We start from the raw sequence: 17,710 nt of genomic DNA on the forward strand, positions 1-17,710 counted from the left end.
GATAAGCCCCATGATCCAGCATCTGACATCCTACGACGTCGTCGTCATCGGTGGCGGCCACGCCGGCTGTGAAGCCGCGGCGGGCGCGGCGCGCATGGGCGCCCGAACCGCGCTGATCACCCATCAGTTCGCGACGATCGGGGCCATGTCCTGCAATCCGGCCATCGGAGGACTGGGAAAAGGACATCTGGTTCGCGAGGTCGACGCTCTCGACGGCTTGATGGGTCGCGCCGCCGACGCCGGCGGCATCCAGTTTCGCGTTCTGAATCGCCGGAAAGGACCGGCCGTTCGAGGTCCACGCGCCCAGGCCGACCGCAAGCTCTACGCCGCGGCGATGCAGTCAGCGATCCGGGAGACCCCAAACCTCACCGTCATTGAAGGCGAGGCGGACGAACTGATCGCTACCGGCGGACGGGTGGCAGGGGTGCGGTTGGCTGACGGCCGGACCTTCATCTGTGGCGCTGTCGTCATCACGACCGGCACGTTCCTGCGTGGTCTGATCCACCTGGGTGAGAGGATCTGTCCGGCCGGCCGGGTCGGCGAAGCGCCGGCGCTGGGGCTGTCCCAGTCTCTCGAAGCCATCGGATTTCGGCTCGGCCGCCTCAAGACCGGCACGCCGCCGCGCCTGGATGGATCGACGATCGACTGGAGCGCGGTCGAGATGCAGCCCGGCGACGATCCGCCGGAGCCGTTCTCCGTCCTGACCGACAGGATCACCACCCCGCAGATCCAATGCGGCATCACCCGGACGACGACCGCAACCCACGAGGTGATCCGCGCCAACGTCCATCGCTCGCCGATGTACTCCGGGCAGATCAAGTCGACCGGGCCGCGTTACTGTCCCTCGGTCGAGGACAAGATCGTCCGCTTCGGTGACCGCGACGGTCACCAGATCTTCCTGGAGCCCGAGGGGCTCGACGATACGACGGTCTACCCGAACGGCATCTCGACCTCGCTGCCGGAGGAGGTCCAGCTCGCGCTGCTGCCGACCATTCCGGGTCTCGAACGGGTCCGGATGATCCGGCCGGGCTATGCCATCGAGTACGACCACGTCGATCCGCGTGAGCTCGAGCCGACCCTGCAGACCAAGCGGATGAAGGGTCTGTTCCTCGCTGGCCAGATCAACGGCACGACCGGGTATGAGGAGGCCGCAGCTCAAGGTCTGGTCGCGGGCCTCAATGCAGCGCTGGCCGCGGACGGCGGCGGGCCGGTCGTATTCGATCGCGCCGATGGCTATCTGGGGGTGATGATCGACGACCTCGTCACGCGGGGGATCACCGAGCCGTATCGGATGTTCACCTCGCGCGCCGAGTATCGGCTGACGCTGCGGGCGGACAACGCGGACCAGCGGCTGACCGACAAGGGCATCGCGCTCGGCTGTGTCGGCATTGATCGTGCGCGTTTCCATCGAAGCAAGATGGGCGCGTTGGAAGCTGCCCGCGCGATGGCGAGGTCGCTGACGATCACGCCCAATGAGGCGGCGAAGCATGGCTTCACGCTCAACAAGGATGGCCAGCGCCGCTCGGCCTTCGAGCTGATGGCCTATCCGGAGATCGGTTTCTCCGAGGTGAGGGCGATCTGGCCGGAGCTCGGCGCGATCGATCCCGCCATCGTCGTCCATCTCGAGATCGATGCCAAATATGATGTCTATGTCCGCCGGCAGAGCCAGGACGTCGACGCCTTCCGGCGCGACGAAAGCCTGGTGCTCGGTGACGTCGACTATGCGCTCGTCCCAGGTCTCTCCAATGAGGCGCGAGCGAAGCTGACGGCGGCCAGGCCGTGGACGATCGGGCAGGCCGGCCGGATCGATGGCATGACGCCGGCGGCGCTCGGGATCCTTGCGGCCTATCTCCGCCGCGAAGCGCGTCGAAGCAAGGCCACGGGTTGAGGCGTTTCACGTGAAACAGGCATCGCCAGCGGTGGCATCCAAGATGATCGAATCGGACAAGGCGGCAGCGCTCGCGCTGACTCCCGTTTCACGTGAAACGGAGCAGCGTCTCGATCGCTACGTCGCACTGCTGCTGGAGTGGCAGGCGAAGACCAATTTGATCGCGCCGTCGACCTTGCCGCATCTCTGGACGCGCCACATCGCCGACTCGCTTCAGCTCCTGGACCTCGCGCCCGACGCCCGGATCTGGATTGATCTCGGCAGCGGCGGCGGCTTCCCGGGCGTCGTCCTCGCCTGCGCCCTGGCCGAGCGGGATGGTGCCCAGGTCCATCTGGTCGAGCGCAACGCCAAGAAGGCCGCCTTCCTGCGCGAAGCAATTCGCGTCACCGGCGCTCCGGGGACCGTGCATTTGTCAGAGATCGGGGATATCGTGGAGAAGTGGAGCGGGCGAGTCGATTGCGTGACCGCACGCGCGCTCGCTCCGCTACATCAACTCATCGGCTTTGCGGAGCCCCTGGTGAAAAAAGGCGCGAGAGCGCTGTTTCTCAAGGGTCAAGATGTAGAAGCGGAATTGACCGAATCTACTAAGTATTGGAAAATTGAGTCGAAACTTCACTCCAGCCGGACGGGCGGGCAGGGCTGGATCGTCGCAATCGATTGCATCGAGCGACAGAGCTGAATTCCGTCAAGACGACAACCAATGGCGATCGCGCATGGCCGTAATTGATCAGATTTATCAAGAAGATAGGGCTCCTCACCCGGAGGGGCATCCGCGCATCCTGGCGCTCGCCAATCAGAAGGGCGGGGTCGGCAAGACCACGACCGCGATCAACCTCGGTACGGCGCTGGCCGCGATCGGCGAGCGGGTGCTGATCGTCGATCTCGATCCGCAGGGCAACGCCTCGACCGGCCTCGGCATCGACCGTGGCAGCCGCAACTGCTCGACCTATGACGTGCTGATCGGCGAGGCCTCGCTGCGCGACGCCGTCGTTGCGACGGCCGTGCCGCGGCTGCACATCGCCTCCTCGACGATGGACCTGTCGGGGCTCGAGCTCGAGCTCGGCTCCACCGCCAACCGCGCCTTCCGTCTGCGCGATGCGATCGCCGGCCTCAACAACAACGTCTCGCCGGAGAACGACTACACCTACGTGCTGGTCGATTGTCCGCCGTCGCTGAACCTGCTGACGGTCAATGCGATGGCCGCGTCCGACGCGATCCTGGTGCCGCTGCAGTGCGAGTTCTTCGCGCTCGAAGGTCTGTCGCAGCTGTTGCAGACCGTGGAGCAGGTGCGCTCGACCTTGAACCCGAACCTCTCGATCCACGGCATCGTGCTGACGATGTTCGACTCGCGCAACAACCTGTCGAACCAGGTGGTCGCCGACGTCCGCCAGTTCATGGGATCGAAGGTCTACAACACGATGATCCCGCGCAACGTGCGCATCTCGGAAGCGCCGTCCTACGGCAAGCCGGTGCTGGTCTACGACTTGAAGTGCGTCGGCAGCGAGGCCTATCTCAAGCTCGCGACCGAAGTCATTCAGCGCGAGCGTGACCTGCGCACGAACTGACTTTGCCTCTGCTCCGGGGGACCTCGTCGCCCGGATCTCATTCGAGGACGGCAGCGGATTCCGAAATGAATCCGCTCCCTCGTTCATTGTGCCGGCGGGACCCGATCGGCAGCAGACGCAAGCGGAGCGTGACGTGAATCCAAAGGAGAAGGCGATGGCCGACGAGTCGCGATCGCGATTGGGCCGGGGTCTCGCAAGTCTGATCGGTGACGTCGGCCGCGAGGCCGGCGCGCCGCCGGAGCGGCCGCGCAATCAGCGCAAGGTGCCGATCGAATTCCTCAAGCCGAACCCGCGCAATCCGCGTAAGACGTTTTCCGACGGCGAGCTCGCCGAGCTCTCGGCCTCGATCAAGCAGCATGGCGTGATCCAGCCGATCGTGGTGCGTCCGGTGAAGGGCCAGCACGACCGCTATGAGATCATCGCCGGCGAGCGGCGCTGGCGCGCCTCGCAGGCCGCCGGCCTGCACGAGGTGCCGATCGTTCCGGTCGATGTCAGCGACAGCGATGCGCTGGAGCTCGCGATCATCGAGAACGTGCAGCGCGAGGATCTCAATCCGATGGAGGAGGCGCAGGGCTATCACGCGCTCGCCAACGAGTTCAAACGCAACCAGGAAGACATCGCCAAGATCGTCGGCAAGAGCCGCAGTCACGTCGCCAACATGATGCGGCTGACCAAGCTGCCGGCCGAGGTGCAGGGCTTCATCGCGACCGGGCAGATCTCGGCCGGCCATGCGCGAGCGCTGATCAACCTGCCGGATCCGATGTCGGCGGCGAAGAAGATCATCGCGGAAGGGCTGAACGTCCGGCAGACCGAGGCGCTGGCGCATGAGGAGGGCGTGCCGGAGCGCAAGCCGCAGAAGCCGCGCAGCAGCGGCAGCGCGCCGGCGGAGAAGAAGGACGCCGACACCATCGCGCTGGAGAAGCGCGTCGGCGATGCACTCGGCCTTTCGGTGTCGATCAGCCACCGCGACCCCGGCGGCACGGTGCAGATCACCTACCGCAGCCTCGAGCAGCTCGACGAGGTGATGCGCCGGCTGGAGCAGGGCTAGGCTGTTATGTCGTAATTGCTGTCCCGTTGTCGAGATACTTCCTACGAACTCCCGTCAGCTTTGTTATGACGCTCTCACCATCTCGTCATGGCCGGGCTTGACCCGGCCATCCATCTTTTAAGAGTACTCTCTCCAAGAGGATGGCTGCCCGGGTCAAGCCCGGGCACGACGAGCTACTAATTAGGCGACGGGTACGACCAGTGCTTCCTGGTCACGGTTGCCTCTGGTGATCTCGAAACTCTCCTCCGTCATTCCGGGGCGTGCGCAGCACGAACCCGGAATCCATCTCAAGGCAGATCCTGTAGCCCGATGGATTCCTGGCTCGCCCTTCGGGCGCCCCGGAATGACGGCTGAGGTTGGAGAGCGATCTCGGGTCCACTCGGGCTGAAGTTCTCGACGCCGTATTCAGGGAGCCGGCGCACTGACCATCACCCCTTCCGCCGTGCCGCGACCGCGATCGACAGCAGCGTCCGCTGCGCGATCGCTGCCGCCAATCCCGGCTGCTTGCGCATGTCGAGCGCGGCTGTCGCCAGTTGGTCGATGATCGGCAGCAGGCGGGCAGGGGAGAAATTGCGCAGCGCCGTCTCGGCGCTCGGCTTGCGCGAGAAGTGCAGCCGGGGGAAGCCGCCTTCGAGGATGGACGAGACTGGCGTGCCGGAAGCGACGGCGAGCGCCGATTTATGCAGCCATGCGGCATGTCGCTGCGCGGCGGAGATGATGACGCCGGGATAGGTGCCCGCGATCATCGCCTTGCCGAACTCGGTCTCGACCATTTCCGGCTTGCCGCCGAAGGCGCCGTCAACGATCGGATCGAGCTTCATCTCCGAGGCGTCGGCGACCACGGCCATCACATGGTCGAGCGTCACCTCGCCTTCGCCGTGGGCGAACAGGGTCAGCTTGCGCAGCTCGTTGCGGGAGGCCTGGCGGTCGCCGCCGAGCAGCGCCATCAGATAGGCGCGGGCCTCCGGAGAGATGCGCAGCGAGGCCAAGCGCAATTCGTCGTCGATCAGCTTGGCGAGATCGCGCTCGGTGTCCGGGTAGCAGCCGATCGCCACCGCCGTTCTGGCCTTCTCGCAAATCTTGCGCAGTGGCGAATCGGGGCGGATGTCGCCGGCCTCGATCACGATGCGGCAGTCCCGTACGTTCATCTCGCTGAGCGTCTCGACGCCGCTGGCGAAATTGCGCGAGCCAGCGCGCACCCGGATGGCCCGGCGGCCGCCAAACAGCGGCACGGTCATGGCTTCGTCGACGAGGCGCGATGGCTCCGCGGAGAGCTCGTCACCGTCGAGCCTGACCACGGAGAAGGGATCATCGGGGTTGTCGACGGCCGAAGCGATGAGGGCCTCGGCACGCTCGCGAACCAGGCCGGTATCCGGACCGTACAACAGGATCAGCGGACGAGTGGCGTCCGGTTTGGCCAGGAAGGCATCGATGTCTCGTCCGCGCAGCGCGACCACGGCGATGTCAGCCGTGCGTCAGGTGCCCGCGGTGAAATAGGCCGCGAGCCGCGTTTTGATCTTCTCGGCGACCTCCTCGGAGGCGCGATCCTCGGCGTCACGGAAGGCCCGCTGCCGGGCGAAGCGCTGGTACGAGCCGGGGATGTCATAGGAGGTGCGCGCGAAGGTCGTTCCGGTCATGACCGATTTGTTGGTCGCCAACTCGACCAGATTGTACTGCACGTCGAGGCCGACATTCTCGGTGGTCGGCAGGCCGGTGGTCTGTGAGACGATCAGCGAGGACCGGCTGGTCTGCAATCGCAGCACCAGCTTGTGGGTCGGCGCCGTGCCGGTTGCGGTGCCGTACAGCTTGAAGGCGAGCGCGTTGCGGATGCCGACGCCGATGCGCGCCTCGGGCGAGGCGTTCGGCTTGTCGACCGGCGGCAGCTCGATGCCCATCAGCTTTTCGCGCAGGCCGGGCGTGCCGTCGGTATGCTCTGCATACATCGGCTGGAAGCAGCCTGCCGTCAGCGCGGCCAAAGCGGCCACGGCAACAAGCCGAGCAGCGATCCGAAACCTAGCCGACGACATTCACGATCCTCTTGGGAACAATGATCACCTTGCGGACGGGTTTGCCATCCAGCGCCAGTTTTACTGCATCGAGGGCCAAAACGGCAGCCTCAATTTCCGGATTCTGCGCGTTGCTGGCGACTGTGACTTCTCCGCGCTTCTTGCCGTTGACCTGGACGACCAGGGTCATGCTGTCCTCAACCAGCAAATCTCGTTCGATTTGCGGCCAGGAGGCCTCCGAGATCAGCCCGGTCTGGCCCAGCACCTGCCAGCATTCTTCGGCCAGATGCGGCATCATCGGCGAGAACAGCTGCACCAGGATCCCGGCGGCCTCACGAATCGCCCAGGCCAGGTCGGCCGCCGGCTTGGCCGGCCGCGCCAGGACGTCGGCCAGCGCATTGGCGAACTCGCGGATATGCGCCAGGCAGACGTTGAAGTGCAGCCGCTCGATGCCGCCGGTCACCTTGTCCAGGGCGCCGTGGGCAGCCTTGCGCAGCGCCAGCGCGTCGGGGCCGAACGCGGCCGGGCGGGAGGAGGGGGCCTCGGCCGCTGCCGCGACCGATTCGTTGACCAGCCGCCACAGCCGCTGGACGAAGCGCGCCGCGCCCTGCACCCGCTCGTCGCTCCAGATCACGTCGCGGTCCGGCGGCGAGTCCGACAGCATGAACCAGCGCGCGACGTCGGCGCCGTAGCTCTCGATGATGTCGTCGGGGTCGACGGTGTTCTTCTTCGACTTCGACATCTTCTCGATCGGGCCGATCGTGATGTCCTCGCCGGTGGCGGCCAGCACGGCGCGGCGGCCGTTGCCGCCGATCTCGATCTTGACCTCCGCCGGGTTGACGTAGGTGCCGTCGGCCTTCTGATAGGTCTCGTGGACCACCATGCCCTGTGTGAACATGCCGGCGAACGGCTCGTCCATCGCGACGTGGCCGGTAGCCTTCATCGCGCGGGTGAAGAACCGGCTGTAGAGCAGATGCAGGATCGCGTGCTCGACGCCGCCGATATACTGGTCGACCGGCATCATCCGGTTGGCCACGGCCGGCGTCGTCGGCGCGGCCTCGTTCCATGGATCGGTGAAGCGCGCGAAGTACCAGGACGAATCCACGAAGGTGTCCATGGTGTCGGTCTCACGCTGCGCCTTGCCCCCGCATGCGGGGCAGGTGACGTGCTTCCAGGTCGGATGGTGGTCGAGCGCATTGCCCGGCTTGTCGAAGGTGACGTCGTCCGGCAGCACCACGGGCAGGTCCTTGGCCGGCACCGGCACGACATCGCAGGTCGGGCAGTGGATCACCGGGATCGGGCAGCCCCAATAGCGCTGGCGCGAGATGCCCCAATCGCGCAGGCGGAAATTGACCTGGCGCTCACCGACAGCTGCGCCGCCGCGCTGCTCGCTCTCGAGCCGCCTGGCGACCTCGTCCTTGGCCTGCGCGATCGTCATGCCGTCGAGGAAGCGTGAATTGATCAGGCGGCCGTCACCGTCGAAGGCGGTGTCGGTGATGACGAAGCTCGCCGGGTCCTGGCCCTCCGGGCACACGACCGGCGTGTTGCCGAGACCGTATTTGTTGACGAAGTCGAGGTCGCGCTGGTCATGCGCCGGGCAGCCGAAGATGGCGCCGGTGCCGTATTCCATCAGCACGAAGTTCGCGACATAGACCGGCAAGGTCCAGCTCGGGTCGAACGGATGCACGGCGCGGATGCCGGTGTCGAAGCCCTGCTTCTCCGCGGTGTCGATCGCCTCCTGCGCGGTGCCGATCCGCTTGATCTCGGCGATGAACGCGGCGAGCTCCGGGTTCTTGGCGGCCGCGGCTTGCGCCAGCGGATGGTCCGCCGAGATCGCCATGAACTTGGCGCCGAACAGCGTGTCCGGCCGCGTCGTGAAGATCTTCAATTCGGTCTCGCCCGCCGGCGTCGTCTTGGGATCCAGCGCGAAGCGGATCAGCAGGCCTTCGGAGCGGCCGATCCAGTTGCGCTGCATCAGCCGCACCTTGTCGGGCCAGCGGTCGAGACTATCGAGCGCGTCCAGCAGCTCCTGCGAGTACTTCGTGATCTTGAACACCCATTGGTTCATCTCACGCTGTTCGACCACCGCACCGGAGCGCCAGCCGCGACCGTCGATGACCTGCTCATTGGCGAGCACGGTCATGTCGACCGGATCCCAGTTCACCTTGCGCTTCTCGCGCTCGACCAGCCCCGCTTGCATGAAGTCGAGGAACATCTTCTGCTGGTGCTTGTAGTAGGATGGATCGCAGGTCGCGAACTCGCGCGCCCAGTCGAGCGACAGGCCGATCGAGCGCAGCTGCTTCTTCATCGCCGCGATATTGTCGTAGGTCCACGCCTTCGGCGCCACCTTGCGCTCGATCGCTGCGTTCTCCGCCGGCAGGCCGAACGCGTCCCAACCCATCGGGTGCAGCACGTTGAAGCCCTTGGCGCGCATGAAGCGCGCCAGCACGTCGCCCAGCGTATAATTACGGACATGGCCGATATGGATGCGTCCCGACGGATAGGGAAACATCTCGAGCACGTAGTATTTCGGACGCGGATCGTCGTTCCTGGTGGCGAAGATCGCCTTTTCGTCCCACTGGCGCTGCCAGCGCGGCTCGGCTTCACGGGCGTTGTAGCGTTCGGATGTCATGGAATCGCTTGTAATTTTCGAGGATTCGCGTCGTTTGAAGACGGCGGACTAGGCCACAAAAGCGGCAGCCCGGTCAATGGGGCGACAGATGATGATACCATTTTGGGCATCCGCTAAGCGACGGTAATCGTGAGTTTTTTTGCAGCCTCTGCCGGCAGTGTCGAAGGTTCGATTGAGGCACGGTTAAGACTTGAATGGGAGACTGAGTGCATACATCCAGGCATCAGCCCGCATCTGGGATCACTCCACATCGTGTCCGGCGCTACGTTCGACGAGCTTGACTTCGAGTACGCGACGACGGTCGCGGAAAAGGCCATGAAATCCATGGCTCAACAGCGCGTGCCACCGACGCCTAACAACTTCCATCTGTGGTTCAAGTACTCACTGGGCTCGGCGTCGGATCTCAAGCGCGCCGTCGACATCCTGGTCAGCAACAAGCGCAAGTTCGACAAGACCACCAACCAGGCGCTGTTCGACACGTACATCGGCCAGCAGGGTACGGAAGCGGCTGTCGTCCACAAAGTCTCGCAGCAGTTGCATGGCGTGATGGACTCCGCCAAGCAGTATCTGACGGCCGCGATCGCCGACAACCGCACGCACATGGCGGCGATCGATGGCGTCGCCGAACGCAGCGAGCAGGGCGTCGATCCGAAGATCCTGATCGAGAACCTGGTCAGTGAGCTCGCCCAGGCGACAGCGCGTGCGGCGAAACTCGAAGCGAGCTTTGCCGAGAAGTCACGCGAGCTCGACACCATCCGAGACTCGCTCAACAAGTCGGAGCAGCGCGCCCGCACCGACACGCTGACAGGATTGCCGAACCGGCGCGCGCTCGAAGAGTTCTTCCGCCATGCGCAGGTCGAGGCGATGGAGCGCGACGAACCGCTCAGCATTCTCCTGATCGACGTCGACCACTTCAAGAAGTTCAATGACAATTACGGCCATGGCGTCGGCGATCAGGTGCTGCGCCTCGTCGCCAAGGCATTGCGCGAGCGCGTCCGCGACAAGGATCTTCCGGCGCGCTACGGCGGCGAGGAGCTGATCGCGGTGCTGCCGCAGACCGACCTCGAAGGTTGCACCGTCATCGCTGAGCGCATCCGGCGCACCATCGCCGATTGTCAGTTCACGCGGCGGTCGACCGGCGAGGTGCTGCCGCAGATCACGGTGTCAATCGGCGTCGGCCAGTTCCAGTTCGGCGAATCGATGGCTGATCTGATCGACCGTTGCGACCGCTCGCTGTATCTCGCCAAGAAGCTCGGCCGCAACCGCGTGGTCAGCGAGCTCGAGCTCGACCAGAAGCTCGCGGTCGGCTGATCGCAGGCCGCCGCCGCAGCCCTATCCTGCGCGTGCCACGCCGCTCCTGTCATCCGCGACATCCGCGAAGCCATGTGCGATGACCGTGTTGCGGCCGCGATGCTTGGCCGCATAGAGCGCGGCATCGGCGGCTTCGATCAGGTCGGAGGGCATCAGCGACTCGTTCGGCCGGGTCGAGGCGACACCGACGCTCACGGTGACGCACCGATGCGCCGACGTCGCGTGCGGTAGCTCGAGCTCGAGCACCGTGGCGCGCACCTGCTCGCCGACCGCGAGCGCCTCTCTGGCACCCATGCCCGGCAACAACAGGCAGAACTCCTCACCGCCATAGCGGCCGGCGAAAGCCGTCATGGCGCCGGCGATCTGCGACAGCGTCTCGCCGAGACGTGACAGGCAGGCGTCACCCTCAGGGTGCCCATAGGTGTCGTTGTAGAGCTTGAAGTGGTCGACGTCGATCATCAGCAGCGACAGCTCGGTGCCGGCCTGCTGCGCGCGGCTCCATTCGACGTCGATGCGGTTCTGGAAGCCGCGGCGGTTGGCGAGGCCCGAGAGCATGTCGATCGACGCCATCACCGTCAGCCGGTCATTGGCGGCGACCAGCTCGCGCTCGCGCTGGCCGAGCTTGGCGGCCATCGCATTGAAGGACTTTGCCAGCGGAACGAACTCCGACGGAAGATGCTTGGTGGTGACGCGCGCCGACCAGTGGCCGTGGCCGAAGCGCTTGGCGGTCGCCGCGAGCATGCTGACGGGCTTCACGATCAGCTTCTCGGCGGCGATCAGCGCGCCGAGCAGCACGATCAGGCAGACGAGGCCAGCCTGCAGATAGGCGTTGCGGATCTCGCGGTCGATGGCGGCGGTGACGCGGGTCTCATCGATGCTGACGATCAGCCGCGATCCGGTGTCGGCGATCCGAGTGAAGGTGATCGCGCGCTTGGAGCCATCCGCCGCCGTGAAACTCATCGTCTCGCTCGGCTTCCCCGAACTCAGGGCGGTCTCGGCAACGGCCGACAACAACGGCACGCTGTCGAGCGGCCGGCCGATCAGCTCGTTGCGGTCGGCGGGCGCCGCCAGCACGGTTCCTTCGCTGTCGACCAGCACCGCCGTGATGCCGGGGCGGCCGCCAAGATTGTTCATGATCTTGGACATCCATTCCAGGTTCACGCTCGCCAGCATCACCGCGTCCGGCTCGCCGGTGATCGCGCCGACCGGATAGGCGGCCATGACGATCGGCACGTGCGACGGCTTCGACAGCAGGTAGTCGCTGAACACGAAATCACGTGATTCCTGGGCGCCACGGAAATACGGCCGGTCGCTGAAATCGAGCCCGACATATTGGTTGTTGGTCGAGCACTGGATGCGGCCGTCGCGGCCGGCGATCATCAGGGTGCGGATCCACGGCAGGGTCGCCGGCAGGCTGGCGCGCATCATGTCGCAGCTGCGGCTCACGCCGGTGCTCGACGCCCGGACATAGGCCGTCGACTTCAGCACCGTCTCCACCGACATGATGACCTCGCGCTGCATGTCGGCGCTTTGCCGGGCGAGGCCGGAGAATTCCTCCGATGCGAGTGCGATCTGCCTTGTCCTGGCGCTTTCCAGCGAGCGCGCGCGTTCCAGCATCAGCGGCGCGACCAGGATCAGGGCGAGCAGCGCCAGCCGGGCGCGGATCCCCATCAGCCGGTTCAGCTTCACTCTATTGCGATTGAACCGGATGCTTGGCATTTCTTCCCCCTACCCCCGGCCGTGAAGGGTAAGGAGAAGGGCTCAAGAACCCTTTCTCGAACTCTGTAAAATTGCAGCCAAACCCGTAAATCTACCGACGGACGCCATCGTGCCTGATGAATCGAACGCCTCAACCTCGTCCTCGCCGTCCGCGCTCGCCGCCGTCGAGCAGGAGATTCTGCGCGCCTGCCGCGACGCCAAACGCGATCGCGGCTCGGTCACGCTGATCGCTGTGTCGAAGACCTTCGATGCCGACGCGATCGAGCCGGTGATCGCGGCCGGACAGCGCACGTTCGGTGAAAATCGCGTTCAGGAAGCCAAAGCCAAGTGGCCGCCGCTGATGGCCGCGCATCCGGGGCTCGCACTGCACCTGATCGGGCCGCTGCAATCCAACAAGGCCAAGGAGGCGGTCGCGCTGTTCGACGCCATCCATTCGGTGGACCGGCCAAGCCTGTGCGTGGCGCTTGCCAAGGAGATTTCCGCCCAGGGCCGGCATCCGCAGCTGTTCGTCCAGATCAATACCGGCGAGGAGCCGCAGAAGGCGGGCATCGCGCCCGGCGACGCCGACGCCTTCATCGCCGCCTGCCGCACGGATTACGGGCTCGCGATTTCAGGGCTGATGTGCATTCCGCCGGTCGACGAAGCACCGGGGCCGCATTTCGCGCTGACTGCCAAGATCGCCGCCCGCAACGGCCTCGCGCATCTGTCGATGGGCATGAGCGCCGATTTCGCCACCGCCATCCAGTTCGGCGCCACGCATGTCCGGGTCGGCTCGGCGATCTTCGGGCATCGCTGAAGGAGGGGCGCGGTCGCGGCCGGTCCCTACTCGAACCGCACCGATACCTGCCCCAGATCGCCGAAATCGGCCTCCATGTGGTCCCCGCTGCCGATCGGCAGCGGCGGATGACAGGTGCCGGTCGTGACCACCTGCCCTGCCCGCGCGGGCACGCCGAGCGCGCTGAGCTCGTTGACCAGCCAGGCCAGCGCTATCAGCGGATCACCGAGCACGTTGCGGCCGTGGCCGATGAAGGTCTCGCCACGCAGCGCGATGCGCGGCCGCTCCGCGATCAGGTCGCGGCTGCGCCAGTCGGCGGTGCTGGCCTCGCCCAGCACGAACAGATGCGCGCAGGCATTGTCGGCGATCAGTTGCGCCTCGCCGGCGCTGACGAAGTCGGCGAACCGCGAATCGGGAATTTCGATCGCGGGGTGCAGCGTGTCGACCGCGGCCAGCACCTCCGCGACATCATAAGGTGTCGGTCTGGGCGGCAGATCGCGTCCGAGGCGGAACGCGAATTCCGGCTCGGCGACCCGCATCGCGTTGCCGGCCATCGACGCGGTGCCGCCGACCGGCAGCACCGTTTCGGCCAGGATCCGCCCGGCCATCGGACCGGCGACATTGATATGGCGCTGGCCGGCCTCGCTGGTCGCCGCAATCTTCCAGCCAAATAATGGCTTGGGCGAGTGGCGCTCGAGCTCGGCCTGGATGGCATAGCCTTCGGCGCGGTCTCTCGGACGCAGCTCCGGCGGCAGCTCTGCCAGCTTGCTGCCTTCGCTCCAATGCTGGCGCAGGATGCCCGCGGCGCTGGCTGGCTGATCCGGTGCGCGCATGACGTCCTCCCCCAACTCGCTTCTCATTCGATGACGATTCTGGTGCGCGGACCGATTCTTTGCAACAGACGCAGCATCGCCGGCCGGGTCATGGCCACGCAGCCTGCGGTCGGGCCGAAATTCGGCCGCGCCAGATGCAGGAACACGGCGCTGCCGCGGCTGGCGATCCGCGGCCGCGTGTTGTGGTCGATCTCGATGATGAAATCGTACAGATGGTCCTGGCGCGCCAGCCGGTCTCCGGGATGGTCGCCGTGCAGCCGGATCGCCTGGTTGTAGTGCCGGTCGGCCGGGTCCTCGCACCACGCATCCTCCGGGCCAATCGGCCGGATCGGCAGAAAGGTGCGCGGACGCGAATGACGATCGGCCCGCCACCACAGCCGCCGGGGCCGGAAGGTCCCTCGGGGGGTGCCGCCATCTCCCTCGCGCTTGTTGGCCAGGACGCCGCCGCGGCCGAGCGCCACCGGGATGACATGGCCCCAGACATGGAGCCAGCCGCGCTGCCGCGACCCGGCTTTGGTGCGAATCGAGATCCGCGATGCTGGTATGCCAGGCTTCACCTTCGCTAACGACATGAAACAACGTGCCTTTTCATTGCCATGGATTGCCCGGTAATTGCCTTAATGTCGGCAAATGGTCCGCCGCGAGGGTCGAACAGGACAATCATCTCAATCCCTGCTCAATTCTGGAGTAGAGTCTCGGGCGCTTGTGAATCGGTAACAGCCCCCTACTTCAAGACGGAACAGGGCTGATGAGCCTGTTTGCCCACCGTTGACGGCGCCACCCATCCGATCCCGCCGGCGCCACCTAGAGGATTGTACAATGGCCAATGCCCGCAAGATCCTGATCGTGGATGACGACACCGATCTGCGCGATGCCCTGATGGAGCAGCTCTCGCTGCATGACGAGTTCGAAGCCCAGGCCGTCGATACCGGCGCCAAAGGCGCCACCGCCGCAAAGGCCAATTCACCCGACCTGGTTCTGATGGACGTCGGCCTGCCCGACACCGATGGCCGCGAAGTGGTGCGGTCCCTGCGCAAGGGCGGCTTCAAGGCGCCGATCATCATGCTGACCGGGCACGATACCGATTCGGACACGATTCTCGGGCTCGAATCCGGCGCCAACGACTATGTCGCCAAGCCCTTCCGCTTCGCCGTGCTGCTGGCCCGCATCCGGGCCCAGCTTCGCCAGCACGAGGCCAGCGAGGACGCGGTGTTCTCGGTCGGCCCCTACAGCTTCCGGCCGGGCTCGAAGATGCTGACCGGCGCCAACGCCCGCAAGGTCCGCCTGACGGAGAAGGAAACGGCGATCCTGCGCTTCCTGTACCGCGCCGGCCAGCAGCCGGTGTCGCGCGAGACCCTGCTGCAGGAGGTCTGGGGCTACAATTCCGGCGTCACCACCCACACGCTGGAAACGCACATTTACCGTCTGCGGCAGAAGATCGAGAAAGATGCCGCGAATCCGGAGATTCTGGTGACGGAGGCCGGTGGCTACAAGTTGGTACCGTGATAGGTTCGGGGATGGCGGTTTCGCCATTTATGATATTGGTTCCATTCAGCCTTCCCCGGGCCCTTGATGTCGATCGAAGACGATATTGCGCTATTGGAGCGCGTCCCAACATTGCGCCTGCTGGGAAGCGACTCGCTGCGCATGATCGCCATCGGCTCCGAGCAGCGTAACATCCAGAGCGGAGAGACCCTGTTCCGCGAGGGTGACACCGCCGATTGCGGCTATGTCGTGCAGCGCGGGTCGTTGCGCATCAGCGACGAGGTCGGTGCCGAGATCGTCGCCACGCCGACCATGCTGATCGGCGAGCTGGCGCTGCTGGTCGAGATGCGGCGCCCGGCGACCGCGACGGCCCTGGAATATTCGACCGTGGTGCGGATCTCGCGCAGCCTGTTTCAGCGTGTGCTGGAAAGCGACGCCAAGGCGGCGCGCCGGCTGCGCGACGAGTTCGCCCACCGCGCCAGCCGAATCGCCAACGACATCATGGCGGCCGGGGCCAAGCTGACTTCGTGACCGCGCGGGTCCGCTACGACACGTCCAGAGTCACCGTGACCGGCACGTGATCCGACGGCCGCTCCCAGCTGCGGGCGTCGCGCAGGATCCTGAAATCGCTGACCCGGTCCTTCAGTGCGCGTGACACCCAGATGTGGTCGAGCCTTCGGCCGCGATCGCCGACGGTCCAGTCGGCCGCGCGGTAGCTCCACCAGGTGTAGACCTTCTCCGACATCGGGATGCGCTCGCGAGCGACATCGACCCATTCGCCATGGGTCTGCGCCGCCAACAGCTTTTCACATTCGATCGGCGTGTGCGACACCACCTTCAGGAGCTGCTTGTGCGACCAGACATCGTGCTCATGCGGCGCGACGTTGAGATCGCCGACCAGGATATGCCGGTCGTCGCCGCGTGGATGCAGCGGCTCGCACGCCTTCATTTCGTCGAGGAATTGCAGCTTGTGCTCGAATTTCGGATTGAGCGCGGGGTCGGGAATGTCGCCGCCTGCGGGCACATAGAAATTGTGCAGCACCAGCGGCTGCGCGAGCTGCGCCTTTTCGCCGAACGCCACCGTGATGTGGCGCGAATCCACCTTGTCGCAGAAGGTGCGGACGTTGGTCTCCTCGAACGGCCATTTCGAGATCACGGCGACGCCGTGATAGCCCTTCTGCCCGTTCAGCGCGACGTGCTCATAGCCGAGCCGCTTGAAGCGCTTCAGCGGAAAGGCGTCGTCGATGCACTTGGTCTCCTGCAGGCACAGCACATCGGGCCTGACCTGCTTGATGAGCTTGGCGACGAGGTCGATGCGCAGGCGCACCGAGTTGATGTTCCAGGTGGTCAGGACGAGACGCATGAGACCCGCGTCATATCATGAATTGCGGCGATGTCAGCGATTCCGCCTCGCCTCCGACGCATCGGACTGACCGCGTTGGTTGGCGTTATCCCCAGCCATGTGGGACGGCGACTGATCAGCGCCGTTTGCTCTCGATGACGTCCCATACGCGGGCGGCGATGTCGGGTCCGCCGAGCCGGGAGATCGCGCGGATGCCGGTCGGCGACGTCACGTTGATCTCGGTGAGGTTGCCGTCGATCACATCGATACCGACCAGCAGCAGGCCGCGCGCGCGCAATTCCGGACCGAGCGTGTCGCAGATCTCGCGCTCGCGTGCGCTGAGATCGGTGGCCTGCGCGGCGCCGCCGCGCACCATGTTGGAGCGCAGATCGTCTGCTGCCGGCACGCGGTTGACGGCGCCGGCGAACTCGCCGTCGACCAGGATGATGCGCTTGTCGCCGTGCTTCACCTCGGGGAGGAAGCGCTGGATCACCCAGGGCTCCTTGAACGTCACCGAGAACATGTCGAACAGCGAGCCGAAATTCATATCCTGCGGCATCACCCGAAACACCGCCGCGCCACCATGGCCATGCAGCGGCTTCATCACGACAGCGCCGTGCTGATCGCGGAAGGCGTTGATCTCGTCGAGATCGCGCGAGATCAAGGTCGGCGGCATCAGTTGCGGGAAGTTCATCACGAACAGCTTTTCCGGCGCGTTGCGGACGCTTGCGGGATCATTGACCACCAGCGTCTTCGGATGGATGCGCTCGAGGAAATGCGTCGAGGTGATGTAGGCGAGATCGAACGGCGGATCCTGCCGCAGCAGCACGACATCAAAGGATGTCAGCGCGGTCGGTTTCGGTTCGCCGAGCGTGAAATGGTCGCCGACCTGGTCGCGCACCGTCAGCGCCTGCACCGGCGCATAGAGCTCGCCGCCGCGCAGCGACAGCTTGTCGGGCGTATAGTAACACAGGCCATGGCCGCGCCGCTGCGCTTCGAGCAGCATCGCGAAGGTCGAGTCGCCGCGGATGTTGATGCGCGCGATCGGGTCCATCTGGACGGCGACGTTCAGTTTCATGGGCAGGTCCCTGCTCTCTGCAATCAGT

The 17,710-nt window shown here is 65.4% G+C and carries 16 protein-coding genes; 8 read left to right on the forward strand and 8 right to left on the reverse strand.

Going from position 1 to position 17,710, the window contains the following annotated elements; genetic code table 11:
* The first annotated feature begins 10 nt into the window (after nt 1–10).
* From mnmG to QW861_RS28480, 4 genes are all read left to right on the forward strand, one after another.
* Complete coding sequence (mnmG, locus tag QW861_RS28465; protein ID WP_315750510.1) at nt 11–1,888, forward strand: tRNA uridine-5-carboxymethylaminomethyl(34) synthesis enzyme MnmG; 1,878 nt, start codon at nt 11–13, stop codon at nt 1,886–1,888.
* 10 nt (nt 1,889–1,898) lie between these two features.
* Nucleotides 1,899–2,567 (forward strand): 16S rRNA (guanine(527)-N(7))-methyltransferase RsmG, encoded by a 669-nt coding sequence (gene rsmG, locus QW861_RS28470; protein WP_409998627.1) that lies wholly within the window; start codon nt 1,899–1,901, stop codon nt 2,565–2,567.
* Between the two features lie 34 nt (nt 2,568–2,601).
* Nucleotides 2,602–3,453, forward strand: coding sequence for a ParA family protein (locus tag QW861_RS28475; protein WP_315716805.1), 852 nt, complete (start codon nt 2,602–2,604; stop codon nt 3,451–3,453).
* Nucleotides 3,454–3,607: 154 nt separating this feature from the next.
* On the forward strand, nt 3,608–4,501 hold the full coding sequence (locus QW861_RS28480) for a ParB/RepB/Spo0J family partition protein (protein WP_315716956.1): 894 nt from the start codon (nt 3,608–3,610) through the stop codon (nt 4,499–4,501).
* A gap of 428 nt (nt 4,502–4,929) precedes the next feature.
* Here QW861_RS28480 and holA read toward each other — a convergent pair whose 3' ends face one another.
* The 3 genes from holA to leuS are packed head-to-tail and all read right to left on the reverse strand — an operon-like array spanning nt 4,930 to nt 9,139.
* Nucleotides 4,930–5,958: a DNA polymerase III subunit delta gene (holA, locus tag QW861_RS28485; RefSeq protein ID WP_315750509.1), complete on the reverse strand. Its 1,029-nt coding sequence runs from the start codon at nt 5,956–5,958 to the stop codon at nt 4,930–4,932.
* An 18-nt stretch (nt 5,959–5,976) separates the two neighbouring features.
* Nucleotides 5,977–6,528 carry an LPS assembly lipoprotein LptE gene (gene lptE, locus QW861_RS28490; protein WP_315716807.1) on the reverse strand — a complete coding sequence of 184 codons (552 nt, stop codon included), beginning with the start codon at nt 6,526–6,528 and terminating at the stop codon, nt 5,977–5,979.
* Complete coding sequence (gene leuS, locus QW861_RS28495) at nt 6,515–9,139, reverse strand: leucine--tRNA ligase (protein WP_315750508.1); 2,625 nt, start codon at nt 9,137–9,139, stop codon at nt 6,515–6,517. The genes lptE and leuS overlap by 14 nt, the downstream gene beginning before the upstream one ends.
* 324 nt (nt 9,140–9,463) lie before the next feature.
* Between leuS and QW861_RS28500 the strand changes: the two genes are divergently transcribed.
* Nucleotides 9,464–10,450 carry a GGDEF domain-containing protein gene (locus tag QW861_RS28500; protein WP_315750831.1) on the forward strand — a complete coding sequence of 329 codons (987 nt, stop codon included), beginning with the start codon at nt 9,464–9,466 and terminating at the stop codon, nt 10,448–10,450.
* 21 nt (nt 10,451–10,471) lie between these two features.
* Here the strand turns inward: QW861_RS28500 and QW861_RS28505 are convergent, their stop codons facing one another.
* On the reverse strand, nt 10,472–12,169 hold the full coding sequence (locus QW861_RS28505) for a diguanylate cyclase domain-containing protein (RefSeq protein WP_315750507.1): 1,698 nt from the start codon (nt 12,167–12,169) through the stop codon (nt 10,472–10,474).
* Between the two features lie 109 nt (nt 12,170–12,278).
* Between QW861_RS28505 and QW861_RS28510 the strand changes: the two genes are divergently transcribed.
* Nucleotides 12,279–12,965, forward strand: coding sequence for a YggS family pyridoxal phosphate-dependent enzyme (locus QW861_RS28510; RefSeq protein ID WP_315750506.1), 687 nt, complete (start codon nt 12,279–12,281; stop codon nt 12,963–12,965).
* A 26-nt stretch (nt 12,966–12,991) separates the two neighbouring features.
* Here the strand turns inward: QW861_RS28510 and QW861_RS28515 are convergent, their stop codons facing one another.
* Nucleotides 12,992–13,777: a 2-keto-4-pentenoate hydratase gene (locus tag QW861_RS28515; RefSeq protein ID WP_315750505.1), complete on the reverse strand. Its 786-nt coding sequence runs from the start codon at nt 13,775–13,777 to the stop codon at nt 12,992–12,994.
* A 23-nt stretch (nt 13,778–13,800) separates the two neighbouring features.
* On the reverse strand, nt 13,801–14,349 hold the full coding sequence (locus tag QW861_RS28520; protein ID WP_315750504.1) for a L,D-transpeptidase: 549 nt from the start codon (nt 14,347–14,349) through the stop codon (nt 13,801–13,803).
* A 247-nt stretch (nt 14,350–14,596) separates the two neighbouring features.
* Between QW861_RS28520 and QW861_RS28525 the strand changes: the two genes are divergently transcribed.
* A complete protein-coding gene (locus QW861_RS28525) occupies nt 14,597–15,283 on the forward strand; it encodes a response regulator transcription factor (RefSeq protein ID WP_315716813.1) in 687 nt (228 codons plus the stop codon).
* A gap of 66 nt (nt 15,284–15,349) precedes the next feature.
* Entirely contained in the window at nt 15,350–15,793 is a 444-nt protein-coding gene (locus QW861_RS28530) for a cyclic nucleotide-binding domain-containing protein (protein WP_315716814.1), read from the forward strand.
* A 13-nt stretch (nt 15,794–15,806) separates the two neighbouring features.
* Here the strand turns inward: QW861_RS28530 and QW861_RS28535 are convergent, their stop codons facing one another.
* Together QW861_RS28535 and gshB are read right to left on the reverse strand one after the other, a co-directional pair.
* Nucleotides 15,807–16,625 (reverse strand): exodeoxyribonuclease III, encoded by an 819-nt coding sequence (locus tag QW861_RS28535; RefSeq protein ID WP_315716815.1) that lies wholly within the window; start codon nt 16,623–16,625, stop codon nt 15,807–15,809.
* Nucleotides 16,626–16,740: 115 nt separating this feature from the next.
* Nucleotides 16,741–17,682 carry a glutathione synthase gene (gene gshB, locus QW861_RS28540; RefSeq protein WP_315716816.1) on the reverse strand — a complete coding sequence of 314 codons (942 nt, stop codon included), beginning with the start codon at nt 17,680–17,682 and terminating at the stop codon, nt 16,741–16,743.
* Nucleotides 17,683–17,710: the final 28 nt, after the last annotated feature.

The organism is Bradyrhizobium sp. SZCCHNRI1029, assembly GCF_032487555.1.
In the GTDB taxonomy this organism is placed as follows: domain Bacteria; phylum Pseudomonadota; class Alphaproteobacteria; order Rhizobiales; family Xanthobacteraceae; genus Bradyrhizobium.